At 59.4% G+C, this 23,609-nt stretch carries 21 protein-coding genes and 1 other annotated feature; of the genes, 13 read left to right on the plus strand and 8 right to left on the minus strand.

Going from position 1 to position 23,609, the window contains the following annotated elements; translation table 11 throughout:
- The first annotated feature begins 22 nt into the window (after nt 1-22).
- The 7 genes from cmoM (at nt 23) to ACY8FN_RS13965 (ending at nt 9,215) form a co-directional block, all read left to right on the plus strand.
- Complete coding sequence (gene cmoM / locus ACY8FN_RS13935; RefSeq protein ID WP_042021857.1) at nt 23-799, plus strand: tRNA uridine 5-oxyacetic acid(34) methyltransferase CmoM; 777 nt, start codon at nt 23-25, stop codon at nt 797-799.
- A gap of 88 nt (nt 800-887) precedes the next feature.
- Nucleotides 888-2,222, plus strand: a complete 1,335-nt coding sequence (gene mukF / locus ACY8FN_RS13940) for a chromosome partition protein MukF (protein WP_098969376.1) — start codon at nt 888-890, stop codon at nt 2,220-2,222.
- Nucleotides 2,203-2,940 carry a chromosome partition protein MukE gene (mukE, locus tag ACY8FN_RS13945; protein ID WP_101319947.1) on the plus strand — a complete coding sequence of 246 codons (738 nt, stop codon included), beginning with the start codon at nt 2,203-2,205 and terminating at the stop codon, nt 2,938-2,940. Before mukF ends, mukE begins: the two co-directional genes overlap by 20 nt.
- Before the next feature lie 57 nt (nt 2,941-2,997).
- Nucleotides 2,998-7,425 carry a chromosome partition protein MukB gene (mukB, locus tag ACY8FN_RS13950; RefSeq protein ID WP_463100344.1) on the plus strand — a complete coding sequence of 1,476 codons (4,428 nt, stop codon included), beginning with the start codon at nt 2,998-3,000 and terminating at the stop codon, nt 7,423-7,425.
- Nucleotides 7,426-7,684: 259 nt separating this feature from the next.
- On the plus strand, nt 7,685-8,071 hold the full coding sequence (locus ACY8FN_RS13955) for a septal ring lytic transglycosylase RlpA family protein (RefSeq protein WP_463100345.1): 387 nt from the start codon (nt 7,685-7,687) through the stop codon (nt 8,069-8,071).
- 176 nt (nt 8,072-8,247) lie between these two features.
- Nucleotides 8,248-8,391 (plus strand): hypothetical protein, encoded by a 144-nt coding sequence (locus ACY8FN_RS13960; RefSeq protein WP_463101209.1) that lies wholly within the window; start codon nt 8,248-8,250, stop codon nt 8,389-8,391.
- Nucleotides 8,392-8,600: 209 nt separating this feature from the next.
- A complete protein-coding gene (locus tag ACY8FN_RS13965; protein WP_083221042.1) occupies nt 8,601-9,215 on the plus strand; it encodes a YagU family protein in 615 nt (204 codons plus the stop codon).
- 235 nt (nt 9,216-9,450) lie between these two features.
- On the opposite strand, the gene hisIE is transcribed toward ACY8FN_RS13965, so the two are convergent.
- The 8 genes from hisIE to hisG all read right to left on the minus strand — a co-directional run bounded on the left by hisIE (nt 9,451) and on the right by hisG (nt 16,826).
- Complete coding sequence (hisIE, locus tag ACY8FN_RS13970) at nt 9,451-10,101, minus strand: bifunctional phosphoribosyl-AMP cyclohydrolase/phosphoribosyl-ATP diphosphatase HisIE (protein WP_463100346.1); 651 nt, start codon at nt 10,099-10,101, stop codon at nt 9,451-9,453.
- Nucleotides 10,094-10,867 (minus strand): imidazole glycerol phosphate synthase subunit HisF, encoded by a 774-nt coding sequence (hisF, locus tag ACY8FN_RS13975; protein WP_019446757.1) that lies wholly within the window; start codon nt 10,865-10,867, stop codon nt 10,094-10,096. Before hisF ends, hisIE begins: the two co-directional genes overlap by 8 nt.
- A complete protein-coding gene (hisA, locus tag ACY8FN_RS13980; RefSeq protein WP_463100347.1) occupies nt 10,867-11,628 on the minus strand; it encodes a 1-(5-phosphoribosyl)-5-[(5-phosphoribosylamino)methylideneamino]imidazole-4-carboxamide isomerase in 762 nt (253 codons plus the stop codon). The genes hisF and hisA overlap by 1 nt, the downstream gene beginning before the upstream one ends.
- 112 nt (nt 11,629-11,740) lie before the next feature.
- Nucleotides 11,741-12,370: an imidazole glycerol phosphate synthase subunit HisH gene (gene hisH, locus ACY8FN_RS13985; RefSeq protein ID WP_463100348.1), complete on the minus strand. Its 630-nt coding sequence runs from the start codon at nt 12,368-12,370 to the stop codon at nt 11,741-11,743.
- Nucleotides 12,370-13,509 carry a bifunctional histidinol-phosphatase/imidazoleglycerol-phosphate dehydratase HisB gene (hisB, locus tag ACY8FN_RS13990; protein ID WP_463100349.1) on the minus strand — a complete coding sequence of 380 codons (1,140 nt, stop codon included), beginning with the start codon at nt 13,507-13,509 and terminating at the stop codon, nt 12,370-12,372. The genes hisH and hisB overlap by 1 nt, the downstream gene beginning before the upstream one ends.
- Nucleotides 13,510-13,524: 15 nt before the next feature.
- Nucleotides 13,525-14,595 carry a histidinol-phosphate transaminase gene (gene hisC / locus ACY8FN_RS13995; RefSeq protein ID WP_463100350.1) on the minus strand — a complete coding sequence of 357 codons (1,071 nt, stop codon included), beginning with the start codon at nt 14,593-14,595 and terminating at the stop codon, nt 13,525-13,527.
- Nucleotides 14,592-15,917, minus strand: a complete 1,326-nt coding sequence (hisD, locus tag ACY8FN_RS14000) for a histidinol dehydrogenase (protein WP_463100351.1) — start codon at nt 15,915-15,917, stop codon at nt 14,592-14,594. The genes hisC and hisD overlap by 4 nt, the downstream gene beginning before the upstream one ends.
- A gap of 12 nt (nt 15,918-15,929) precedes the next feature.
- Nucleotides 15,930-16,826, minus strand: coding sequence for an ATP phosphoribosyltransferase (gene hisG, locus ACY8FN_RS14005; protein WP_101319962.1), 897 nt, complete (start codon nt 16,824-16,826; stop codon nt 15,930-15,932).
- A 25-nt stretch (nt 16,827-16,851) separates the two neighbouring features.
- Nucleotides 16,852-16,980: a sequence feature (His leader region), on the minus strand.
- Between the two features lie 188 nt (nt 16,981-17,168).
- Between hisG and ACY8FN_RS14010 the strand changes: the two genes are divergently transcribed.
- The 6 genes from ACY8FN_RS14010 (at nt 17,169) to fadD (ending at nt 23,571) form a co-directional block, all read left to right on the plus strand.
- A complete protein-coding gene (locus tag ACY8FN_RS14010) occupies nt 17,169-17,414 on the plus strand; it encodes a hypothetical protein (protein WP_463100352.1) in 246 nt (81 codons plus the stop codon).
- Nucleotides 17,415-17,481: 67 nt separating this feature from the next.
- The gene (locus ACY8FN_RS14015) at nt 17,482-19,392 is read left to right on the plus strand and encodes an ATP-dependent DNA helicase (protein WP_463100353.1); all 1,911 of its coding nucleotides are present in this window, start codon (nt 17,482-17,484) and stop codon (nt 19,390-19,392) included.
- 90 nt (nt 19,393-19,482) lie between these two features.
- Nucleotides 19,483-20,184, plus strand: coding sequence for a tRNA (adenosine(37)-N6)-threonylcarbamoyltransferase complex dimerization subunit type 1 TsaB (gene tsaB / locus ACY8FN_RS14020; protein ID WP_463100354.1), 702 nt, complete (start codon nt 19,483-19,485; stop codon nt 20,182-20,184).
- Between the two features lie 110 nt (nt 20,185-20,294).
- Entirely contained in the window at nt 20,295-20,810 is a 516-nt protein-coding gene (locus tag ACY8FN_RS14025; RefSeq protein ID WP_463101178.1) for a Slp family lipoprotein, read from the plus strand.
- A 23-nt stretch (nt 20,811-20,833) separates the two neighbouring features.
- Nucleotides 20,834-21,697, plus strand: a complete 864-nt coding sequence (locus ACY8FN_RS14030) for an alpha/beta fold hydrolase (RefSeq protein WP_463101179.1) — start codon at nt 20,834-20,836, stop codon at nt 21,695-21,697.
- Between the two features lie 197 nt (nt 21,698-21,894).
- Entirely contained in the window at nt 21,895-23,571 is a 1,677-nt protein-coding gene (fadD, locus tag ACY8FN_RS14035) for a long-chain-fatty-acid--CoA ligase FadD (RefSeq protein WP_139719917.1), read from the plus strand.
- Nucleotides 23,572-23,609: the final 38 nt, after the last annotated feature.

The raw sequence follows: 23,609 nt of genomic DNA on the forward strand, positions 1-23,609 counted from the left end.
CAGCGGCTAAAGTTGAGTGTTTTTGAAGCAAGATCAAAGTTTTGACGGCCGCACCGACAAGTTCGCCCGTAACATTTATGACTCCACCAAGGGGCGCATTCGCACCACCATCGTCTGGAGTGACATCGAAGCCTGCCTGGCCCGGCTTGGCAATCGACCGCTGCGCATCCTCGATGCGGGGGGCGGTTTTGGCTATTTTGCCCAGAAGCTGGCGGCCATGGGCCATCAGGTGGAGCTGTGCGATCTCTCTGCCGACATGCTTGAGCTGGCTCGCAGCCAGATCGCCGAAAAGGGGCTGCAAGACAGAATTCGTCTCATCCATTGCCCCATTCAGGATCTCAAGGCCCATGTGACCGGCACCTTTGATCTGGTGCTCTGCCATGCGGTGCTGGAGTGGCTCGCCGAGCCGCGCCAGACCCTGCTAGGTCTGTTCCCTTTCGTCAAGGCAGGGGGCATACTGTCGCTGCTTTTTTACAACCGCCATGGCTTGCTGTTTCAGAGTCTGGTGGTGGGCAATTTTGACTATGTGCGGCTCGGCCTGCGCAAGAAGCGTCAACTGCCGTTGACCCCCACCAATCCCCAGTTGCCGGAGCAGGTCTATGACTGGATCGGGCGAGGGGGGCTCAAGATCATCGGCAAGACCGGGGTGCGGGTGATCCACGACTATATGCGCAACCGGCAGGATCAGAGTGAGAAGTTCGACGATCTGCTGGCCATGGAGCAGCAATATTGCCGTCAGGAGCCGTTTGTCGGACTGGGGCGCTATATCCATGTGATGGCGCAAAAACCGGCCAGCTGATGCCCGGAATAACGTGATTTTTTGATGCTACCGGATGTAGCCGCGCGCAAGTTTGTGCGCTCAATTACAACAACGAGATGACAACGTCATGATGAGTACATCCCGTACCCTGCCCGAGCGTTCTTTGCCGGAGATAGTGGGGTGGGTCAGGCAGGAGGGGTTGGCGCTGAGCCTGCCTACCGACCGGCTGGCCTTTCTGATTGCAATCAAGACACTGTCCGAAGATGAGTCGGACTTGTCGGAAGCGGCGCTGCACGATGCCTTTGGCTACGTCAGCAACGCCTTTGGCCAGATGGACGAGACCCTCACCGGTCGCGCCAACAATGCCATCAACGACCTTATTCGCCAGCAGATGCTGTCGCGCTTCAACACCGACATGGTGGCGGGGGAGAGCCTCTATCGCCTGTCGCGCCTTGGGGTCGGCATCGTTGACTTCTTTCTCGATCAGCGTCCGGTTGATTCCATCAAGCTCTCCATTTTGCTCGAGCACTTGGCGGCCGAGCTCGACACCGCCCGCAAGGCGGCGCTTGAAACCAACACCCGCGAGCAGTGGGATGCCGAGGTGCTGCCACGGCTTACCTTCTCGCTGGAAGAGACCCTGGGGCGCATCGATCTGACCCAGCGCGCCATGGATGAGCAGCAAAATCAGGTCAAGAGCGAGATCGCGGCCCTGCTGACCCAGAACTGGGTCGATGCCATTCACAGCTGCGAAAAACTGCTGCACGAGACCGGCCAGACCCTGCGCGAGCTGCAAGATACCCTGGACGCCGCCGGCCACCGCCTGCAGGCGGGGCTGCTCAACATTCAGGAAGCGGCGCAAGGGCGCGACGATCTGTTCCACGTCGAGGAGCTGACTCACGCCCTGCAGGGGCGCTTGGATGTGATCACCAGCTGGGGCCAGCAGTGTATCGAGCTGTGGTCCCGCTATGACCGCCACGTCCACAAATTCATCCGCAACGCCATCGACATGGACAAGAACCGCGCCTTCAGCCAGCGGCTGCGCGACTCCATCCGCAATTTCGAGCAGCATAACTGGCTGCTGCGTATCGCCGAGGAGCCCCGTCTGCTGGAGCTGCGGGATGAAACCATCGCCATTCACGACGAGGAGGTGACCGGCGAGGTGCCCCTCGAGATGGAGTACATGGAGATGGTGGATATTAACCAGGAGCTGGCGGAGCGCATCGAGCGCTATCTGGCCCGCTATCCCGAGCAGGGTCAGCAGCTGGATTTGGCCGATGTCTTGCGCGAATACCTGCTGGATTACCCGGCTCACGCCCATTTCGATGTGGCGCGTCTTCTGATCGACCAGGCCGTGCGCCTGGGCCATGCCAGCGGCGAGCGCGATCTGCACCGCCAACCCGCATGGAAACCCATTAACCAAGCTGGATCCAAGGTTCAGGCCTATGTCATTGATCAATACTGAGTTTCCCTTGCCGCTGCGGCTCGCAGAGGCGATTGCCAACCCCTTGTTTCCGCGCATCGACACCGCCTTGCGCTCCGGCCGTCATATCACTGCCGACGAGTTCGAACCGCATTCGGCGCTGGTGGAGTACCACAACGAGCTGGAGATCTTCTACGGCCGCTATCAGGTTGAACTGATCAAGGCGCCGGAAGGCTTCTTCTACCTGCGTCCGCGCCCCAGCGCCGACATCGGCACCACTGTTTTGTCTGAGCTCGATATGCTGGTGGGCAAGGTGCTCTGCTACCTCTACCTGAGTCCGGATCGCCTCGCCTCGGAAGGGGTGTTCGCCATGGGCGAGCTGCAAGAAGAGGTGCTGAGCCTCGCGGACGAGAAGCAGCTGCTGCGGATGGTCAACAGCCGCTCTGGCGGTACCGATCTCGACAAGAAGAAGCTCTTGGAGAAGATCCGCACCTCCATGCGTCGCCTGCGTCGCCTTGGCATGATCACCGCCCTTGGCAACAGCGACAAATTCCGGGTCAACGAATCTGTGTTCCGCTTTGCCGCCGACGTGCGCTCTGACGAAGATCCGCGCGCCGTGCAGCTGCGGATGATCCAGGAAGGGGAAGCCATCTTCCACGACGACGAGATGCCGAGCAGCGATTCGCTGTTTGACGATATCGAAGCGGATCTAGATGAAGAACAGCTTGAACTGGAGGTAGAAGATGACCTGCAGCGTTAATTTACCGGTACTGATGAAGCCCCTTGGTGTGATTGAGAGTGTGATGGAGAGTGTGGCGTGAGAGGAAAATTCAAATCCCTGACCATGGTCAACTGGAACGGCTTCTTCGCCCGCACCTTCGATCTCGATCAACTGGTCACCACCCTCTCTGGCGGCAACGGCGCGGGCAAGTCCACCACCATGGCAGCCTTTATTGCCGCGCTTATTCCCGACCAGTCGCTGCTCCATTTTCGTAACACCACGGAAGCGGGCTCCAGCAGCGCCTCCCGTGACAAGGGGCTCTACGGCAAGCTGCAGCGCGGCCACTGCTACTCCCTGTTGGAAGTGATGAACAGCCGCGAACAGCGGATCTGGGTCGGCGTCCACCTCGAGCAGGTGGCCAACCGCGACAACAAGGTCAACATCACCCCGTTCGCGCTGGTGGATGTGCCCGAGCAGCTGCAACCCACCGATCTGCTGCTGGAAAAACTCGATGACGGCAAGGGGCGGGTACGGGCGTTTTCCGATCTGAAAGGGGCCGCCGCCGAGCTGGGGGCCATGAAGGTCGCCAAGTTCAATACGGTGACCGACTACCACAACTTCATGTTCGAGTTCGGCATCACCCCGAAAAAACTGCGTGATCAGAAGGATCGCGGCAAGTTCTATCGCCTGATCGAAGCCTCTCTCTATGGCGGTATCTCCTCGTCCATCAGCCGTTCCTTGCGGGAATACCTGCTGCCGGAGAACTCCGGGGTGCGCAAGGCGTTTCAGGACATGGAGGCGGCCATCTATGAAAACCGCCGCACTCTGGAAGCCATTAAAGAGACCCAGGGTCAGCGGGATCTGTTCAAGAACCTGATCACCGAGACCACCCACTATGTGGCGGCGGACTATGTGCGCAACGCCGCCGAAAAGAGCCGTCTCTCCGAGCTGGCCCTCAAGGCGCGTCAGGAGTTGGCGGAGAAACGCCGCATCTTGGCCGAAGAGCGCCAGCGCGCCATCTATCTGGCCGACGAGGTGGAGCAGCTTACCAATCGTGAAAAATTGCTCACTGCCGAGGCTGAGTCAGCCGCCGATCACTTGGCCAAAGTGTTGGCTGCGGTAGCGCTGCAAAAGAAGATCGAGATGTATCGCGCCGATCTGGCGGAGCTGGTCGACAAGCTGGAGCAACAGCAAGCGATCGTGGAAGAGATCCACAGTCAGCTGCTGGAGGTGGAAGAGCGCAAGGAGCTGGCGCAGGCCGAGGTAGACAGCCTCAAGACCCAGCTGGCCGACTACCAGCAGGCGCTCGATATTCAGCAGACCCGCGCCATCCAGTACCGTCAGGCGGTGCAGGCGCTGGAAAATGCCCGCGAGCAGTGCGAACTGCCGGGGCTGACTGCCGAACAGGCGAGCGACACTTTGCATCAGTTCCGCAGCGCCGAGCAGAGCCTCACCAGCCGGGTGCTGGGGGCCGAGCAACAGCTGGCGTTGGCCAAGGCGGCGGTGGCCGAACACGAAGCGGCGCTGGCGCTGCTTTTGAGCATCGCCCCCGAGACAGTGCGTGAGGCCGCCTGGCCTACCGCGCAGGCGCTGCTCAAGCGTCACATCGAAGACAAGGCCCGTATTGCCCAGGGGCAGGGGCTGCGCGCCGCGCTGGCTCGCCTCGAGAAAGAGAGCGAAAGCCAAAAGGCGTTGTTCCGCTTGCGTGACGAACTGCAGCAGGCTTCCGGCCAGCTGATCGCCAGCCAGGACGAGCTGGAGATCTTCCTCGAAGCCCAGCGCACCCGTCAGGAAGAGCTGAGTGAGCAGCAGGCGGAAGTGAACCAGCGCCGCGCCAGTCTGGAGCATCAGGGCGCCCAGCTCGGCCGCGATATTAGCGATCTCACCAAGCTGGCCCCGCGCTGGCTTAAATCCTTTGAAAAACTCGAGCAGTTGCGCGAGCAGAGCGGATTGCCGCTCGCCACCGCCGAGGAGCTGTCGTCCGGCATGCAGAGCGTGCTCGACAAGGAGCGCGAGTTCGAGCAGGAGAGCAACCGCATCGCGGCGCAGAAACAGGCGCTGGAGCTGCAAATTCGCAACCTGCAGCTGGGTGCTGGCGAGGCGGATCCTCGCCTTGCCCGCATTGCCGAGCAGGTGGGGGGCGTGTTGCTCTCCGATGTCTATGACGACATCTCCATCGACGATGCCCCTTACTACTCCGCGCTCTACGGCCCGGCTCGCAGCGCTCTGGTGGTGCTCGACCTTGAGGGCGCCATCGAGCGGCTGAAAAAGCTGGAAGATTGCCCGGAAGATATCTACCTGATCCAGGGCAACCCCGACTCCTTTGACGAGGATCTGGTGGAAGCGGACGAGCTGGGGGACGCCGTGCTGGTGCGCACCAGCAAGCGTCAGGTGCGCTTCTCCCGCTACCCCGAGCTGCCGCTGTTTGGCCGCGCCGCCCGGGAAAAACGCATCGAGCAGCTTGATCTTGAGCGCGAGAGCCTGATCGAGGGTTACGCCAAAGCCGCCTTCGAGCAGCAGAAGTACCACCGTCTCTACGGCCACTTCCGCGACTTTATCGGCCAGCATCTGGATATCGCCTTCCGCCCCGATCCCGAAGCCGAAGTGCAGGCCAAACAGGCCGAACTGCGGGGATTGCAGGGGGCTATTACCGAGTGCGACAAGCAGCTGGCCGAGGCCAAAGCGGCCACCGCTCAGCTGGCCCGCCATATCCAGCTGGTGCAGGGGATGTTGCCCTTTGCTCACCTGTTTGCCGAAGCCGATCTGGCAGCCCGCCTCGAAGCGGCCCACGCCGACGTGGAAGCCCTGAAACAGGCCGAAGCCTTTATCGCCAAGCATGGTAAGGCGCTGGAGAAGCTCGAGACAGTGGTGCAGGTACTGCGTCAGGATCCGCAAGATCTCGCTGCCCTTCAGGCTGCCTATGATGAGGTGAGCGAGCTGCTGGCCGAGCAGAAGCGCCGCTGCTATGCCCTTGATCAGCTGGTGGCCCGCCTGCCGCATTTTGCCTATCAGGATGCGCAAGACCTGCTGGGCAAGGCCTCCGAGATGAGCGAGCGACTCAAAGAGAAGCTTAAAGCTGCCGAGCTGGCGGCCCGCACCGCTGGCGAGCAGCACAAGCAGATTGCCCAGCGTCATACCGAGGCACTGCAACTGCGCACCGCGCTCGATTCCAGCGCCTCGGCCAAGCGCCAGACCCTGACCGAATTCGAGCAGGAGCTAGGGGCCATGGGCCTGACGCTCTCTGACGATATGGAAGATAAGGCACGCGCCCACAAGAAAGAGATCGAAGAGCTGCTGATCCGCACCCGTTCCCGTCGCACCAGCGCCGAGGCTCAGTTGCAGGTGACCAAGCGTGAGATTGAATCTTTGGGTGGTCGTCTCACGCTCGAAGGCAAGGATTACTTCAGCGCCCGTAAATCCCTGGTGGGTCACAAGGCGAGCTGGTCGCGGGTGGTGCGGCTGGCGCGGGAGACCGACGTCGAGAAGCGTTTAAATAAGCGCGAGCTGGCTTACCTCGACAGCGACGAGCTGCGCTCCATGTCGGACAAGGCACTCGGCGCCCTGCGGGTGGCGGTGGCTCACGACGAGGCCCTGCGCGATGCGCTGCGTCTCTCCGAGGGCAACCGCAGCACCGAGCAGAAGGTCGCCTTCTATGTGCAGGTCTACCGTTACCTCAAAGATCGCATCCGCAACGACATCATCCGCTCCGATGATCCGGTTGAGGCCATCGAGGAGATGGAGATCGAGCTGGCCCGTCTGGCTGACGAGCTCAAGCAGCGGGAAACCCATCTGTCGCTCTCCTCCCACGAGGTGGCGGCCAAGATCACCAACATCATCCGCCGCGAGCAGAACCGCATCCGGGTGCTCAACCAGGGCTTGCAGAACATCGCCTTCGGTCTGGTGCGCGGGGTGCGCCTCAACGTCAATATCCGCGAGGCCCACACCCGTCTGCTGACGGCGCTGGCCGATCAGAGTGCCATGCACAACGATCTGTTCGCCGACAAGGAGCTCAGCTTCTCCGAGGCGATGGCCAAGCTGTTCCAGCGCCTGAACCCGCAAGTAGAGCAGGGGGATCGCAGCTATCAGGTGATGGGCGACGTGCTGCTCGACTATCGCAACTATCTGGAGCTGGAGATCGAGGTGCAGCGCGGGGCCGATGGCTGGCTGCGTGCCGAGAGCGGTGCGCTCTCCACCGGGGAGGCGATCGGTACCGGTCAGGCCATCCTCTTGATGGTGCTGATCAGCTGGGAGGAGGAGTCCCGCCGTCTGCGCGGCAAGGATATCGCCCCCTGCCGTCTGTTGTTCCTCGACGAAGCGGCTCGTCTGGATGGCAAATCCATCGCCACCCTGTTCGAGCTGTGCGAGCGGCAGGATATGCAGCTGCTGATCGCCGCGCCCGAGAACATCAGCCCCGAGAAGGGCACCACTTACAAGCTCATCCGTAAAGTGCAGGGCAAGCACGAGCACGTGCATGTGGTGGGTCTGCGTGGCTTTGGCTTTAGCGACGACAAGCTGATTGCCTGATCAATGTCTGGCCCATCCTGACATGGGATGACGGGTAAATAGATGAAAGGGAGGCATTTGCCTCCCTTTTTGCATGAAAGATATGGCAAAGTAGCCGCGCGGTCGCTGTTGCCTGGCAGCAAGGCGAGTAACATGGCGAGTGCGTTGGACCGATGGCAAGGCGAGAGAGCTTGCGAGCGAACTGGCAGCCAGCGTCACGGACCACATAGAAGAACAAAAAATAGAGCAGAGCAGAAATAAGAAGAGAGGAGAGGGAAAGGTGCAACATATTCAGAAAGGGCTGCTGTTATCTCTTTGCCTGTTGCTGGCGGCCTGTAGCAGCCGTTATGACCAGAGCCACGGCGGCAGCTGGCGCGGCTATAGCGAGACCGGCTATGCCAGCTATTATGCCGACCGCTATCACGGCAAAAAGACCGCCAGCGGCGAGCTCTATCGCAACAACCTCAATAGCGCCGCCCATATGGAATTGCCCTTTGGCTCAATGGTGCGGGTCACCAACCTCGCCAACGGCAAGAGTGTGGTGGTCAAGGTCAATGACCGCGGCGCTTTTAAAAACGGGCGAATTATTGATCTCTCCAAATCTGCCTTTAGCACCATCGGCAATATTCGCGAAGGGATTATCAAGGTAAAGGTTGAGGTACTGTGACTGCTTGCAAGGGCCATTAAAACGATATTGATGTTCAAGAGCGTATTCAGATTTCCCCTTTGCGTGAGGTGAAGGGATATGGAAAGATACTTTTAGTACACAATTGACAACCCACTGCTGTTATTACCTGCAGCAATATAGCAAAGAGGATGCGAGATGACAGTGGCACCGTTTAAATGGAATTGAGTGCCGATCGGCTGGATCGCGCCCGCTATGCTGAATTTCTTACCAACTACCTCGCCGCCGAAGGCAAGCAGCGCAACTATGTGCTTAACCTCATGGGGCTAAAAGCGCACAAAAATATCAAGTTTTTGCCTTAGGTTGCAGTGTATTCCTCTTTGTAGCTTTAATGAGTGGATTATGTAAAAGATAAACAAAAACATATAACATAATAATGGTGTAAATTATGGTATATACCATGGAGTCGAATCCATCTACACTAAATTTTAAAAATTAATTTTTGCCGACATCTGTATTCGGTGATACTATTTTTTATGTTATATCTAAATTGTATTTAATAGGAAACTAAATGAGTATTTTTGAACAAACACCCGTTTCCCGTAGACGCTATGGGTTGGCTGCATTCATTGGTGTTATAGCAGGTATTGTATCCGCGTTTGTTAAATGGGGTGCTGAGCATCCACTCCCACCACGCAGCCCAAGTGATATATTCAACGCAGCCTGCTCCAACGAATCATTGATTCGTGCCGCAGATCAGATTGATTGTTCTCGAAACTTCCTGAATCCACCATATGTTTTTCTACGTGACTGGTTGGGTATCGCAGATCCCAATGCTGCAGTCTACACCTTCGCAGGTCATGCCTTTAACTGGGTTGGTGTAACACATATTATTTTCTCGATTGTTTTTGCTGTCGGGTATTGTGTAGTTGCAGAGCGTTTTCCAAAAATTAAATTAATGCAAGGTTTGTTGGCTGGGGCTCTGGCTCAACTATTTGTGCATATGATTTCATTCCCGTTGATGGGTTTGACCCCACCGCTGGCAGCGTTACCTTGGTACGAACATGTATCCGAGATCGTCGGACATCTGGTTTGGTTCTGGTCGATTGAAATTATTCGTCGCGACTTGCGAAACAGGATCACCCACGAACCAGATCCTGAAATCCCACTACACTCAGCGCGCTGAGCATAGTTAAAGATTGATTCATTGCGGCTTTCGGGAGAAGGCCGCTTTGATTTCAAGAAAGCGATTCTAAATTTCGAAACCTATGTTTTATCAGGCAGCTATCATGATCTTGTTGCGTATCTCATCCAGCAAGCTCATTTCAAGTGATGCCTGAAGCCACAAGAACGTTCGGTTGTAGCCAGTCGAATGGGATATTCTTTACATAAAGCCGGGAAATCCCGGCTTTACTCTCAGTTTATTTATTGTGCCGCTCATAAAGCCGCTGTACCACATCCTGTAATCCCAGCCCTTCGTTTTGCAACAGCACGGTCAGGTGGTAGAGCAGATCGGCGGATTCGTTAATCAGCTCCTCCCGATCCTTGGCCATGGCGGCCAGCGCCACTTCTACGCCCTCTTCACCTACCTTCTGGGCGATGCGCTTGGTGCCTTTGCCGTAGAGGCTGGCGGTGTAGCTGGTGGCCGGATCGGCCCCTTTGCGGGCGGCCAGGATCTGTTCCAGCTCTGCCAGAAAACCGAGCGGCGGCAGCGGGTGACCATGGAAGCAGGAGGGAGTGCCCTTGTGGCAGGTGGGGCCGACGGGGTTGGCGGCAATCAGCAGGGAATCCTGATCGCAGTCGGTGCTGATGGCGACGAGGTTGAGCACATTGCCCGAGCTTTCACCCTTGGTCCAGAGCCGCTGTTTGCTACGGCTAAAGAAGGTGACCTGACCTGTGGTCTGGGTCTTTTCCAGCGCTTCGCGGGTCATAAAGCCCTGCATCAGCACCTCGCCACTGGCGGCGTGCTGGACGATGGCGGGGATCATTCCATCGCACTTGGCCCAGTCGAGCTGCTCGGCAAGGGGGCGCGCGCTGGCGGTTGTTTGTGTGTTATCAGAGAAGTTATTCACGGATGGCGACTCCTTCGGTTTTCAGCCAGCGTTTTAATTCGGGAATGGGGATAAGGCCCTTGTGGAACACAGAAGCGGCCAGCGCCCCGTCCACATCGGCGAGGGTAAAGGCATCGCGAAAGTGTGCCATGGCACCGGCGCCGCCGGAGGCAATCAGCGGCACCTTGCAGACGCTGCGCACCAGCTTGAGCTGGTCGAGATCATAACCCTGACGCATGCCGTCCTGATTCATCACGTTCAGCACGATTTCGCCCGCGCCGCGCTTTTGCACCTCCTGCACCCAGTCGAGGGTGTGCCAGGCGGTGGTGCGGGTGCGACTCTCGTCACCGGTAAACTGTTTGACCTGATAGTGGCCCGTTTCGGCGTCGAAGTAGGAGTCAATGCCCACCACCACGCACTGCACGCCAAAGCGCTCGGCCAGTCGGCTGATGAGGGTCGGGTCGGCCAGCGCCGGAGAGTTGATGGAGACCTTGTCGGCGCCAAATTCGAGGATCTGGCGGGCATCCTCCACGCTCTTGATGCCACCGGCGACGCAGAAGGGGATATCTATCACCTCCGCTACCCGGCTCACCCAGCTCTTGTCCACCACCCGCGCATCGCTGGAGGCGGTGATGTCATAGAACACCAGCTCGTCTGCCCCCTCTTCGGCGTAGCGGCGCGCCAGCTCGACAATGCCGCCCATCACCTCGTGGTTGCGAAACTGCACCCCTTTGACTACCACGCCATCTTTCACGTCGAGGCAGGGGATAATGCGTCTTGCCAGCATCAGTTGCCTCCTGTGGTATCGGCTGCGGGCATTTGCCAGCAGGCGATGGCGTCACCCACCGAGAACTTGCCCTCCAGCAGGGCGCGGCCAAGGATGATCCCCTTGACGCCGGAGCCCTTGAGCGCCTCGATATCCGCGATGCCGCCAATGCCGCCTGAGGCCTGAAAGGCGACGCTCGGGTAGCGGGCGCAGAGATCCCGATAGAGCGCGACGTTGGTGCCAGCCAGGGTGCCGTCACGGCTGATGTCGGTGCAGAGCACGTGCTTGAGACCGGCGGGGAGGAAGCGCTCGATCAGCGCTTCGATGGTCACGCCGCTGTTCTCCTGCCAGCCTGCCACCGCGATATGGCGATTGCCCTGCTCATCGATATTGACGTCCAGCGCCAGCACTATCTGCTCGGGGCCATATTTCTCCATCCAGCTCGCTACCAGATCCGGGGATTTGACGGCTGTGGAGCCGATCACCACCCGGCTGGCACCGGCGGCCAGCAGATCGGCCACATCCTGTTCGGTGCGCACGCCTCCGCCCACCTGCACCGGCGCTTCGGTGGCCGACAGCAGTTGGGTCAGCAGGGGCAGCTGGCGCGCCTTGGCATCCTTGGCACCGTCCAGATCCACCAGATGGAGCTGCACCGCCCCCTGGGAGACATATTCGTCGAAGCGGGCCTGCGGGCTGCTGCTGTATTCGGTCTTCTGCTCGTAGTCCCCCTGATAGAGACGAACTACCTGACCGTTGATGAGATCGATTGCAGGAATAATCATCTTGTTCAAACTCCAAGTCGTTGAATGGGTTATTGCCTGTATCTCATCATCGCCCTGATAGAGGCGAGCAAGCCTCATGACCATTGATAAGGTCAATTGCGGGAATGATCATTCATAGCTCCAGAAAATTTTGCAGCAAACGGGCACCGGCTGCGCCTGAGCGCTCCGGGTGGAATTGGGCGCCAAAGAAGTTGTCACGGGCGACAATCGCGGTAAAAGGCTTGCCGTAGTCGCAGGTCGCCAGCGTCGCGTCGGTCACTTCCAGCGCATAGGAGTGAACGAAGTAGAAGTAGCTGCCGCTCGGGATCCCTTTGAGCAGAGGATGGGTCTCGTCATGCTCAATCTGGTTCCAGCCCATATGGGGCAGGCGCAGATTACCGACCTCCATCAGCCGGATCTTGCCCGGCACTATGCCAAGGCAGTCGATAAGCGTATCTGGCGAACCCTGCGTGCCCATGCTCTCTTCGGAGGACTCCGCCAGCATCTGCATGCCGAGGCAAAAGCCCAGCAGCGGCTGCTTGGCGGCGCGAATAAGGGGCACCAGCCCCCGTTCGTTGAGGTTCTTCATGGCGGCCACCGCAGTGCCGACACCGGGCAGGATCAGCTTGTCCGCTTGCTCGATATCAGCCGCTTGGCTGGAGACCAGCGGCTGCACGCCGAGGCGCTCGAACGCCATTCTGACCGAGGCCAGATTGGCGCAGCCGGTATCGATGATGACCAGCTTTTGCTTGCTCACCTCCATCACAGCACTCCCTTGCTGGAGGGAAGCTCGCTCCCTTCCACCCGAATGGCCTGACGCAGGGCGCGGCCAAAGCCTTTGAACAGCGCCTCCACCTGATGGTGGGTGTTGCCGCTGCCCACCTTCATCTGCAAGGTGATGGCCATGGCATCGGAGAGGGAGCGGAAGAAGTGGGGCACCATCTCGGTGGCCATCTCGCCCACGTTGTCGCGGCCAAAACCGCTCGGGCAGTCAAACACGAAGTAGGGGCGACCGCTGAGATCCAGCGCTGTGCTTACCTCCTGCTCGGTCAGCGGACGCGCATCGATCACTGCCTGCACCTCATCCATCGCCAGTACGAAGCCGAATCGGCCGATGCCGCGCTTGTTGCCAAGGGCCTGACGCAGCGCTTGACCCAGCGCCAGTCCGACGTCTTCCACAGTGTGGTGATCGTCGATATGCAGATCGCCGCTGACGTTCAGCTTGAGCTGGAAACCGGCGTGGGTGGCAATCTGATCCAGCATGTGATCAAAGAAGCCGATGCCGGTGGCGATCTGGTTGCCGCTGCTCTTGTTGGTGGCAGAAGGGTCGAGATCCACTGCTACCTGAATGTGGGTCTCTTTGGTGTTGCGCTCCACCGAGGCTACGCGGCCCTTATTTGGACTGAGAACAGTGAGCAGCTGATCACGGATAGCGAGCCAGTCGTGATCCTGCGGGTGGTAGCGGATACCGCCAATGCCCATGTTCTCGGCAAGTTGCAGATCGGTCTGGCGATCGCCAATCACGAAGGAGTTGGCAAAGTCGATGCGACCGGAGGCGAGATACTCCTTCACCAGCCCGAGGTGGGGCTTGCGGCAGCTGCAGCCGTCGGTGGGGAAGTGCGGGCAGATCAGCACCTGCTCCCACTTCACCCCTTGCGATTCAAACAGGTGCATCATCAGGTCGTGGGGTGGCTGGAAGTTCTCCAGCGGCAGGCTGGCGGTGCCCAGCCCATCCTGATTGGTCACCATCACCAGCACGTAACCGGCGGCCTGCAACTCGCGCAGCACCGGAATGACCATGGGCTCGAAGCGCAGCTTGGCGAGGCTATCCACCTGCTTGTCGGTCACCGGCTCTTCTATCAAAGTGCCGTCGCGGTCGATAAACAAAAACGGGGTCTTCATCGCTACATCCTTGTCTTACAAAGTGGGAGAGGGCAGATCACGCAATACCGCCAGCACGGCATCCATCTCGCCCTGATAGCCAATGGTGACGCGAATGCTGTTATCAAGGCCGGGTTTGCTGGAGAAATCGCGCAAGATGATGCCAGCGGCCTTCATGGCGGCAAAGACGGCGGCGCCATCCACAAAGCGCACCAGCACGAAGTTGCCTTTGTCCTCGAACACCGCTTTGACGCAGGCAAGCTTGGCCAGCTCTGCCTTGAAGGCGGCTTTTTGCTTGTTGAGCTCCATCACTCGCTCCTGCATCAGTTCCAGTCCCATGGGGGAGAGGGCCTGCGCCGCGATCTGGGCGATGGGCTCGGGGATGGGATAGGGGGCGATCACCTTGGCCAGCATGGCGATCACCTCGGGATGGCCTAAGGTAAAGCCGCAGCGGATCCCCGCCAGCGCAAAGGCTTTGGAGAGGGTGCGGGTCACCACCAGATTGGGGAAGCGGGCCAGCAGGTCCACCACGGACGCCTCGGGGCAGAATTCGATATAGGCCTCGTCCACCACCACGATGGCGCGATCCCGCGCCTTCTCCAGCAGGGCAATCAGGCCATCGCGACCCACCAGATCCCCGGTGGGGTTGTTGGGGGAGCAGAGGAACACCAGCTTCACGTCGCCGAGGCGATCGGCGATAGCGGGCCAGTCAGGCTGGCGGCTGGCGGTCAGCGGCTGCTCGACGATGCCGACGCCGCAGGTCTCGGCGCTGATGGCGTACATGCCGTAAGTGGGCGGGCAGATGAGGATCTGATCTTCACCCGCTTCGCAGAAGGTGCGGATTAGCAGCTCGATGGCCTCGTCGGCGCCGCGACTGACCAGCACCTGATCGGGGTTGACCCCGGCGTAAGCTGCATAGCCGTTCACTACCTCGGCCGGCTGGCACTCGGGGTAACGATTGAGACGGCTCCCCTCGATGGTGAAGGGATAGGCCTGCGGCGCTTCGTTGGCGTTGAGCCAGACGTGGCCCTTGCCGCCGATGCGGCGAGCGGATTGATAAGGGGTAAGGGCCCGCACCACGCGGCGCGCCAGATTGGCAATGCTCATGACAAATCCTTCTGCTGTGCTGTTTGTTGGGGCGCGGCGGCCAGGGCGTTCAATCTGAGGGTGACGGCATTTTTGTGGCCATCGAGCCCCTCGGCCTGGGCGATGCGCTGGACGATGGGGCCGAGCCCCTGAATGCCTTCGGCGCTCAACTCCTGCACCGTGTAGCGGCGCTGATAATCGGCGAGGCCAAGGCTGGAGCAGGTACGGGCATAGCCATAGGTGGGCAATGTGTGGTTGGTGCCGCTGGCGTAATCGCCGACCGACTCGGGGGTCCATGCCCCGAGGAAGATGGAACCGGCGTTCTCGAGTTTATCCAGCAGATCGCGGGGTGCTCGGGTCTGCACAATCAGGTGCTCCGGCGCATAGGCGTTGGAGATGGCGCAGGCTTCTGTCAGATCGTCACAGAGGATCACCAGACTGCTGCCGAGCGCCTGCGCGGCGATATCGCGGCGGCTCAGCTTGGCCAACTGGCTTTTGATTTCCCCTGCGATGGCATCGGCCAGCAGGGGTGAGGTGGTCACCAGCACTACCTGACTGTCGGGGCCGTGCTCGGCCTGAGAGAGCAGGTCTGCCGCCACGAAGGCAGGGTTGGCGCTCTCGTCGGCAATCACCAGCACCTCGGAGGGGCCAGCGGGCATATCGATGGCGGCGCCACGCCAATCCGTAGAGACTTGCCCCTTGGCTTCGGTAACAAAGGCGTTGCCCGGGCCAAAGATCTTGTCCACCTTGGGGATCGTTTGCGTGCCGTAAGCCATGGCGGCGATAGCCTGCGCACCGCCGATGGCGAACACCTTCTCGACGCCGCAGGCGCGGGCTGCAAACAGGATCTCGTCGCTGGCGGGGGACGGGGTGCAGAGCACCACTTCACGGCAACCGGCGATAGCAGCCGGAATGGCCAGCATCATCACGGTGGAGGGGAGCGGCGCGCTGCCCCCCGGTACATAGAGGCCAACCCGGCTGATGGGCTGTGTGCGCAGCTCGCACACCACGCCGGGCTGGGTTTCCACTCGCACCACAGGCTGCGCTTGCGCGGCGTGGAAGGTGCGAATGTTGGCAATGGCTGCTTCGATGGCGCTTTTTATGTCGTCATCCAGCCGCGCGCAGGCGGCCTCAATCTCGGCTTCGCTGACGCGCAACTGCTCACGGGGCGCGCGCTCGAAGCGCAGGCTCAGCTCGCGCAGGGCCTCATCGCCCCGGCTGCGCACTGCTGCGATGATCTCTTTGACCACGGCGCCGATATCGGCCTCGTCATTGAGGGCGGGGCGGGTCAGTACGTCGGTCTGCTGGGCAGGAGAGAGGGTCTTCCAGATCAGGGTCTGCATGATGTCCCTTCCTTATTCCATCATTTTTTCGATGGGCAGCACCAGAATGGAGCTGGCGCCGAGGGCCTTGAGCTGCTCCATGGTCTCCCAGAACAGGGTCTCGCTGGAGACGACGTGCAACGCCACCTGATTGGTGTCACCGGCCAGCTGCATGATGGTGGGGCGCTCGGCTCCCGGCAGCAGATCAGTGATGGCATCGAGCTTGTCTTTGGGGGCGTGCAGCATGATGTACTTGCTCTCGCGCGCCTGCTGCATCCCCTGAATGCGGGGCAGCAGTTTGTCGATGAGTTTTTGTTTGGCATCGGACAAGGGGTTGGGAGCCTGAACCAGCACCGCCTTGGAGCGGTAGATCACCTCTACCTCTTTGAGGCCATTGGCTTCCAGGGTCGCGCCGGTGGAGACCAGATCGCAGATGGCATCAGCCAGGCCCGCACGGGGTGCCACTTCAACCGAGCCGCCCAGCATCACGCTCTTGAAGCCAAGACCCTTTTCATCAAAGAAGCGCTTGAGCAGCCCGGGGTAGGAGGTAGCGATGCGCTTGCCTGCCAGACTTTGTGGCCCTGTGTAGGCCACATCTTCCGGCACTGCCAGCGAGAGGCGGCAGCCGCCGAAATCGAGCTGCTTGAGGGTTTTGACCTGTGCAGGCAATCCTTGGGACGCGCGAATAAGCTGTGCCTCTTCCAGCACGTTCTCGCCGATGATGCCAAGGTCGACCACCCCTTCCATCACCAGACCCGGGATATCGTCATCGCGCACCCGCAGGATATCGATGGGCATGTTCTCGACATGGGCGATAAGGCGCTGCTCGCGCAGGTTGATCTTGAGGCCGCAGCTCTTGAACAGGGCTTGGGAATCCTGGCTCAGACGACCGGACTTTTGCATGGCGATACGCAGACGTTGTGTTTCCATTTGCTCTATTTCCTTCTAGTCAAAAACGAAAAAACCCTCGGAAGTGTGTGCTTCCGAGGGTTTATGAATCTTGCGGTCCTTTTGGAAGTCACCAGTTAAGTGTCTTCCAGCAGTCAACCTCCTGAAAGACTAGTCGGGATGATGATGGTGGTGATGAGTCTTCAGGGTGGTGAACTTCATGTAATCAATCCTTTACAAAATAAGATGTCGTAATTGACGCCTGATTTAAACTACCTGCCTTGACAGAAAATGCAACCCGAAATTGTGATTTGATCGATTAAAGTGGAGAAAACGGTTTTCTGGTCGATAACTAGACAATAACCCCTGCACGGAGTCGCCATCATGCCCAGCCAGGACCTGTTGTTCCCCATTTTGCCCCGGGCTCCCGCCGCGCCCGGCAGCGAAGAGATCAAGCGGGAAGTGAATCAGATCAGCAAAAAGCATCAGCTGCGCAAGACCAGCACTGACAACAGTGACTCCCAGCAGCGCCAGCAGGCGTATAACACCCCCACCAAGCGTGATCAGCCCAAGGTGGAAGAGGACGATCACAAACCGGATCCCGAGCACCAGATCGATCTGTTCGTCTAAGCAGATTATCTGTCCCGCTTTTGCCGTGCTTTTGGCATAATGACCGCTTTTGCTGCGGGACGCCCTTTTGACCATCCAGACCCTGTTCAAGCCAGATGGCCCTCTGGCCAGCCATATCGACGGTTTCAAAGCCCGCGCTCCCCAACTGGAGATGGCCGAAGCGGTCGCGCGCGCCATCAAAAGTGGTGGCCGTCTGCTGGTGGAGGCGGGGACCGGTACCGGCAAGACCTACGCCTATCTGGTCCCTGCGCTGGAGTCCGGCAAGCGGGTAGTGATCAGCACCGGCTCCAAGAACTTGCAGGAGCAGCTCTTCTATCGGGATCTACCGACCATCACAGGTGCGCTCTCCTACACCCCGCCAGTGGCCCTGCTCAAGGGGCGCAGCAACTATCTCTGCATCGAGCGGATGAACCGGCTCTTGAGCGAATCCCATCTGCAAAAGCCTGAAATCCTCAACGATCTGGTGAAGGTCAAATCCTGGTCCACCGCTACCGATAACGGCGATGTGGGGGATATTCCGGGATTGCAGGAGAACGCCGAGATCCTCGCCCACGTCACCAGCACCAACGACAATTGTCTCGGTCGCGACTGCCCCTATTACGACGACTGCCATCTGGTGGTGGCCCGGCGCCGCGCCATGGATGCCCAGGTGGTGGTGATCAATCATCACCTCTTTTTCGCCGATATGGCGGTGAAAGACACCGGATTTGGTGAGTTGGTGCCCCAAGCGCAAGTCTATGTCTTTGACGAGGCGCACCAGCTGGCGGAGATCGCCACCAACTACTTCGGCAAGTCGGTGGGCAGTCGCACCATTCAGGATCTGGCGCAGGATATCCAGCTGGCCTATCGGGCCGAGGCCCACGACATGGCCCAGCTCGGCAAGGCGGCGGACCGGCTCTCCATCGCCAGTCAGGATCTGCGTCTGGCCTTCGGGGTGGATGGCGGTCGCGGCAATACCCGCGACATGCTGCGCCAATCGCTTTGGGGGCAGGCGTTGGCCCGTCTTAACGATGCCATCGGGCTCTGCTACGAGGTGCTCAAGCTGGCGCTCGGCCGTGGTGAGCAGCTGGATCACGCCTTCGAGCGGATCTGCGAGCTGCGCACCCGCCTTGGAGAAGTGCTGGCGGTCAACCAGACTGGCTTCTCCTACTGGTATGACTGCTCACGGCTGCATTTTTCCCTCAATTTGACGCCGCTCTCGGTGGCCGAGCGATTCAGTGCCGAGGTGCAAAAACCGGAGGTGGCCTGGGTCTTTACCTCCGCCACCCTGACGGTGGATATGCGTTTCGATCATTTTAAAGCCGAGCTGGGGCTGGCGGGCAGCGCCGAGCTGATCCTCGACAGTCCGTTCGACTATGCCGAGCAGGCGCGGCTCTGTGTGCCCCGCTATCTGCCGGAGCCCAACGCCTTTGGTCGCGGCGAGCAGTTGGCTAATCTGATGATCCCGCTCATCAACAAGACGCCGGGTGGCTGTTTCTTTCTCTGTACCAGTCATCAGGTGATGCGTCAGGTGGCCGAGGTGCTGCGCCGGGAGATTGGCCGCACCGTGCTGCTGCAAGGAGAGGACAACAAGCAGCGGCTGCTCAAGGAGTTTGTCGAAAATGGCCGCGCCGTGCTGGTGGCGACCAGCAGCTTCTGGGAGGGGATCGACGTGCGAGGGGCGGCGTTGTCGTGTGTTATCATCGACAAGCTGCCGTTTGCCAGCCCCGATGATCCGCTGCTCAAGGCGCGGGTCGATGATTGCAAGCTCAAGGGCGGCGATCCCTTCGCCGAGTTACAACTGCCCAAGGCGGTGATTGCCCTCAAACAGGGGGTGGGGCGGCTTATTCGTGATCGCAGTGATCACGGGGTGCTGGTGATCTGTGATCCACGAATGGTCAACAAACCTTACGGCGCCACCTTTATCAAGAGCCTGCCCGCCATCCCTCGTACCCGGGAGTTGGGGACGCTGGGGAGCTTTTTCGATCGCGGTGAATAAGTTTGCCGCCCGATAACAGATTTGAACAACGGGTGAGCATATCTCGCTTGCCGGTTATGTAATTGACTGATTTTATAGAGATTGGAAAGCATGAACGAGTTGAAGATCCTGGCCGTAGATACCGCCACCGAAGCCTGCTCCGCCGCCTTGTTGGTGGGTGACACGCTGTTTTCTCGCTGGGAGGAGGCGCCACGGGATCACACCCGAAAAATTCTGCCGATGGTTCAGGCTGTGTTAGAGGATGCAGGGATAACCTTGAGTGACCTTGATGCCATCGCGTTTGGCCGTGGCCCGGGCTCCTTTACCGGCGTGCGGATCGGCATCAGCGTGGCGCAGGGGCTGGCGTTCGGGGTGGGTGTGCCGTTGATTGGCATCTCGACCCTGGCCGCTATGGCGCAAGGTGCCTATCGACTGGATGGCGCTGAACAGGTGCTGACCGCCATCGATGCACGGATGAACGAGGTCTATTTTGGCCGCTATGAGCTGATCGATGGTCGCATGCAACTGGTGGGTGACGAGGTGGTGAGCGATCCCGCGGCACTGGTTGACGCCCGTGGCAAGCAGGCGGGCCCTGTGACCTGCGTCGGCACCGGTTTTGAAACCTATGGCGAGACCTTGAGTGCTCTTGCCGATGAGCTGGCGGTGAGTCAGGTGCGTTTCCCGGCAGCAGAAGACATGCTGCCGCTGGCCCGCGCCGCCTGGCTGGCGGGGGAGGCGGTGCCGGTGGAGCAGGCTACGCCGGTCTATTTACGTGACAAGGTGACCTGGAAAAAACTACCGGGTCGCGAATAAGGGCAAGAGGCATGTCGCTCTTGCCGCTCATCAGCTGCAACACCAGCGGATGGCCCGACGGGCCATGCTGGCAACAGGAGAGTGACATGATGCGTAATATCAGGAGCGACATGATGACACGCGGGATGATAGTAGGGGCGCTGGCCCTGCTGCTCGGGGCCTGCAGCTCGGTCCCCAAGGAGTTGGCCTATGAGCCAGAAAACCAGTTGGTGGCCTATCAACCTGCCCTTGGCGGGATGGAGGGCAAACCGGCCCGCTGGAGCGGCGTTATCTCGGCGGTGCACAATTTAGCGGAAAAGAGCGTCATCGAAATGGTCTATCTGCCGCTCAAAGCCAATGGCGTACCGGAGCAGACCGAGCAGAGCCCGGGTCGATTTTTCGCTGTTATGAAGGGGTTTGTCGATCCGACCCTCTATGCCAAGGGGCGCAGCCTGACGGTGCTCGGCACCATAGGCCAGCCGGTGGATGGTCAGATTGGCCAGCACAAGTATCGCTTCTCGGTGATTGATGCCACCTCCAGCAAGCTGTGGCCGCCAGTCAAAGAGGTGGAGGTGCGCTATATGGCCCCCTACTTCTACGACCCCTTCTATGATCCCTTCTGGCCGAGACGGCCGTTGCGTCGCTAAGGCTGGCCATGATCAACCCCATGATGAACACTCTGCACGAGCGTCTGCTCACCCTGGCAGACGGGCGGCAGGTGGCCCTGCTTGAAAATCAGCCCGCAGATCAGGATCAGCCGGGCAAACCCCTGCTGATTGCCCTGCATGGCTGGCTCGATAACAGTGCCAGCTTCTTGCCGCTGGCGCCGTATCTCGGTGATTTTCATCTCATCTGTGTCGATCTGCCGGGTCACGGTCACTCCGATCACAAAGCTACCCCCTATGTCTTTGTCGACTGGTTGGACGATCTCTACCAGATCGTGCAGGCGGCAGGCTGGTCGCGTTTCACTCTGCTCGGCCACTCCCTCGGGGCGCTGATCGCCTCGGCCTATGCCGGAGTATTTCCCGAGCAGGTGGATCGGCTGATCATGCTGGAGGGGTTGGGCCCGCTCAGCCAGCCCGATGAGGAGGTGCCTGCCCAGCTGCGACGAGCGATTTTAAACCGCAGTCGCACCCGGGAGCGCAGTGCCAACGGCTTTGCCTCCATCGATGAAGCAGTGGCCGCCCGCTGCAAAGTGGCGGATATCACGCCGCAGGCGGCGCGCCTGATCTGTGAACGACAGCTTGAAAAGCGGGCAGGGCGCTGGCACTGGCGCAGCGATCCCCGTTTGCGGGATCTTTCGCCCCTAAGAATGAGCGAAGGGCAGGCCCGAGCACTGATGGCGGCTATTTGTTGTCCGGTGCTGTTGATCCAGGGGGAACAGGGCTTTGCTGCGCTGGAAAGCCAATGGCAAGTCCGTCAGGATGCCTTCCAGCAGATCGAGCGGGTCATATTGGGTGGAAACCACCATTTTCATATGGAAAATTCGGCTGATACGGCCGTTTGTATCGTAAAGTTTTGTCAAGTTCGGTAGAATCACCGGCTTTCAATAATTCCAAGTTTGTCATCCCCCTCACATTTTTTCATTGTTAATTCGCTGTTAATCAATGTTGCGCTGTGTAAGTATGGGCGCATTAGAGTATCAGCTTAAAACGACCGATTTAAATGGATGTGAACAGGGACGGAGGCAACACAGTGAGTGCACAGGTGCTAGTTATGCAGGAGAAGTCCGTGGAAAAAGTCTGGCTGAAGCGTTATCCAAAAGGGGTTCCCGCCGAGATTAATCCAGACCAATACAGCTCCCTGGTCGAGATGTTCGAATCCTCGGTGACCCAGTTTGCCGACCAGCCAGCCTTCGTCAACATGGGACAGACCATCACCTACCGCCGACTGGAAGAGCAGTCCCGCGCCTTTGCTGCCTATCTGCAAAACGAGCTGAAGCTGGAGAAGGGTGATCGGGTGGCGGTGATGATGCCGAACCTGCTGCAATATCCCATCGCTGTGTTCGGCATCCTGCGCGCCGGCATGATAGTGGTCAACGTCAACCCGCTCTATACCCCGCGCGAGCTGGAGCATCAGCTCAAAGACTCTGGCGCCAAGGCCATCGTTATCGTCTCCAACTTTGCCCATACCCTGGAAAAAGTGGTTTATGACACCCCGATCAAGCATGTCATCCTGACCCGGATGGGGGACAACCTGGGGCTGGCCAAGGGCACCCTGGTCAACTTCGTGGTCAAGTATGTCAAGAAGCTGGTGCCGAAATACAATCTGCCCCACGCCACCACCATGCGTCAGGCGCTCACCAAGGGGCGTTTCCTGCAGTACATCAAGCCAGAGATCACCAACGACGATCTCGCCTTCCTGCAGTACACCGGTGGCACCACCGGCCTCTCCAAAGGGGCCATGCTGACCCATCGCAACATGATTGCCAACGTCGAGCAGTGCCTCGGCGTCTATGGCCCCATGCTGGAGCGCGGCAAGGAGTTCGTGGTAACGGCGCTGCCGCTCTATCACGTCTTTGCCCTTACCGTGAACTGCCTGCTCTTTATGCGAGTCGGCGGCTACAACTTGCTGATCAGCAACCCGCGCGACATCCCGGGCTTTGTCAAAGAGATCAAGAAGTACCCCTTCACCTGCATTACCGGTGTCAACACCCTGTTCAATGCGCTGGTCAACAACGAAGAGTTTCAAGGCATCTCCTTTGACAAGCTCAAGCTGACCATCGGCGGTGGCATGGCGGTGCAACGTGCGGTAGCCGAAAAGTGGAAGACGCTGACCCATACCCCGTTGCTGGAAGGCTACGGCCTGACCGAGTGCTCGCCACTGGTGAGCGTTTGCCCCTACGATCTGACCGACTATAACGGCTCTATCGGTTTGCCGGTCTGCTCCACCGAGATCCGTCTGGTGGATGACAACGGTCAGGTGATCCACGCCCTCGGCACTCCCGGCGAGATGCAGGTTCGCGGCCCGCAGGTGATGACCGGCTACTGGCAGCGCCCCGAGGCGACCGCCGAAGTGATGCAGGATGGCTGGCTCTGTACCGGTGATATCGCCGTGTGCGACGAGCAGGGCTTCTTCAAGATCGTTGACCGCAAGAAGGACATGATCCTGGTCTCCGGTTTCAACGTCTATCCGAACGAGATTGAAGATGTGGTGGCGTTGCACCCGAAAGTGCTGGAAGTGGCCGCCGTCGGCGTGCCGCACCCGGTTTCTGGCGAGCTGGTGAAGATCTTTGTGGTCAAGAAAGATGCAACATTGCAGGAAGACGAGATTATTGCCCACTGCCGCAAACATCTGACTGCCTATAAGGTGCCGAAACTGGTAGAATTTCGCGACGAACTTCCCAAGACCAATGTGGGCAAGATCCTGCGCCGCGTACTGCGCGACGAGGAGATTGCCAAGCAATAACCGGACTGCGGCTGCAGAACCCTCTGCAAACCAGTACT

It is taken from the genome of Aeromonas sp. 160P (assembly GCF_055193095.1).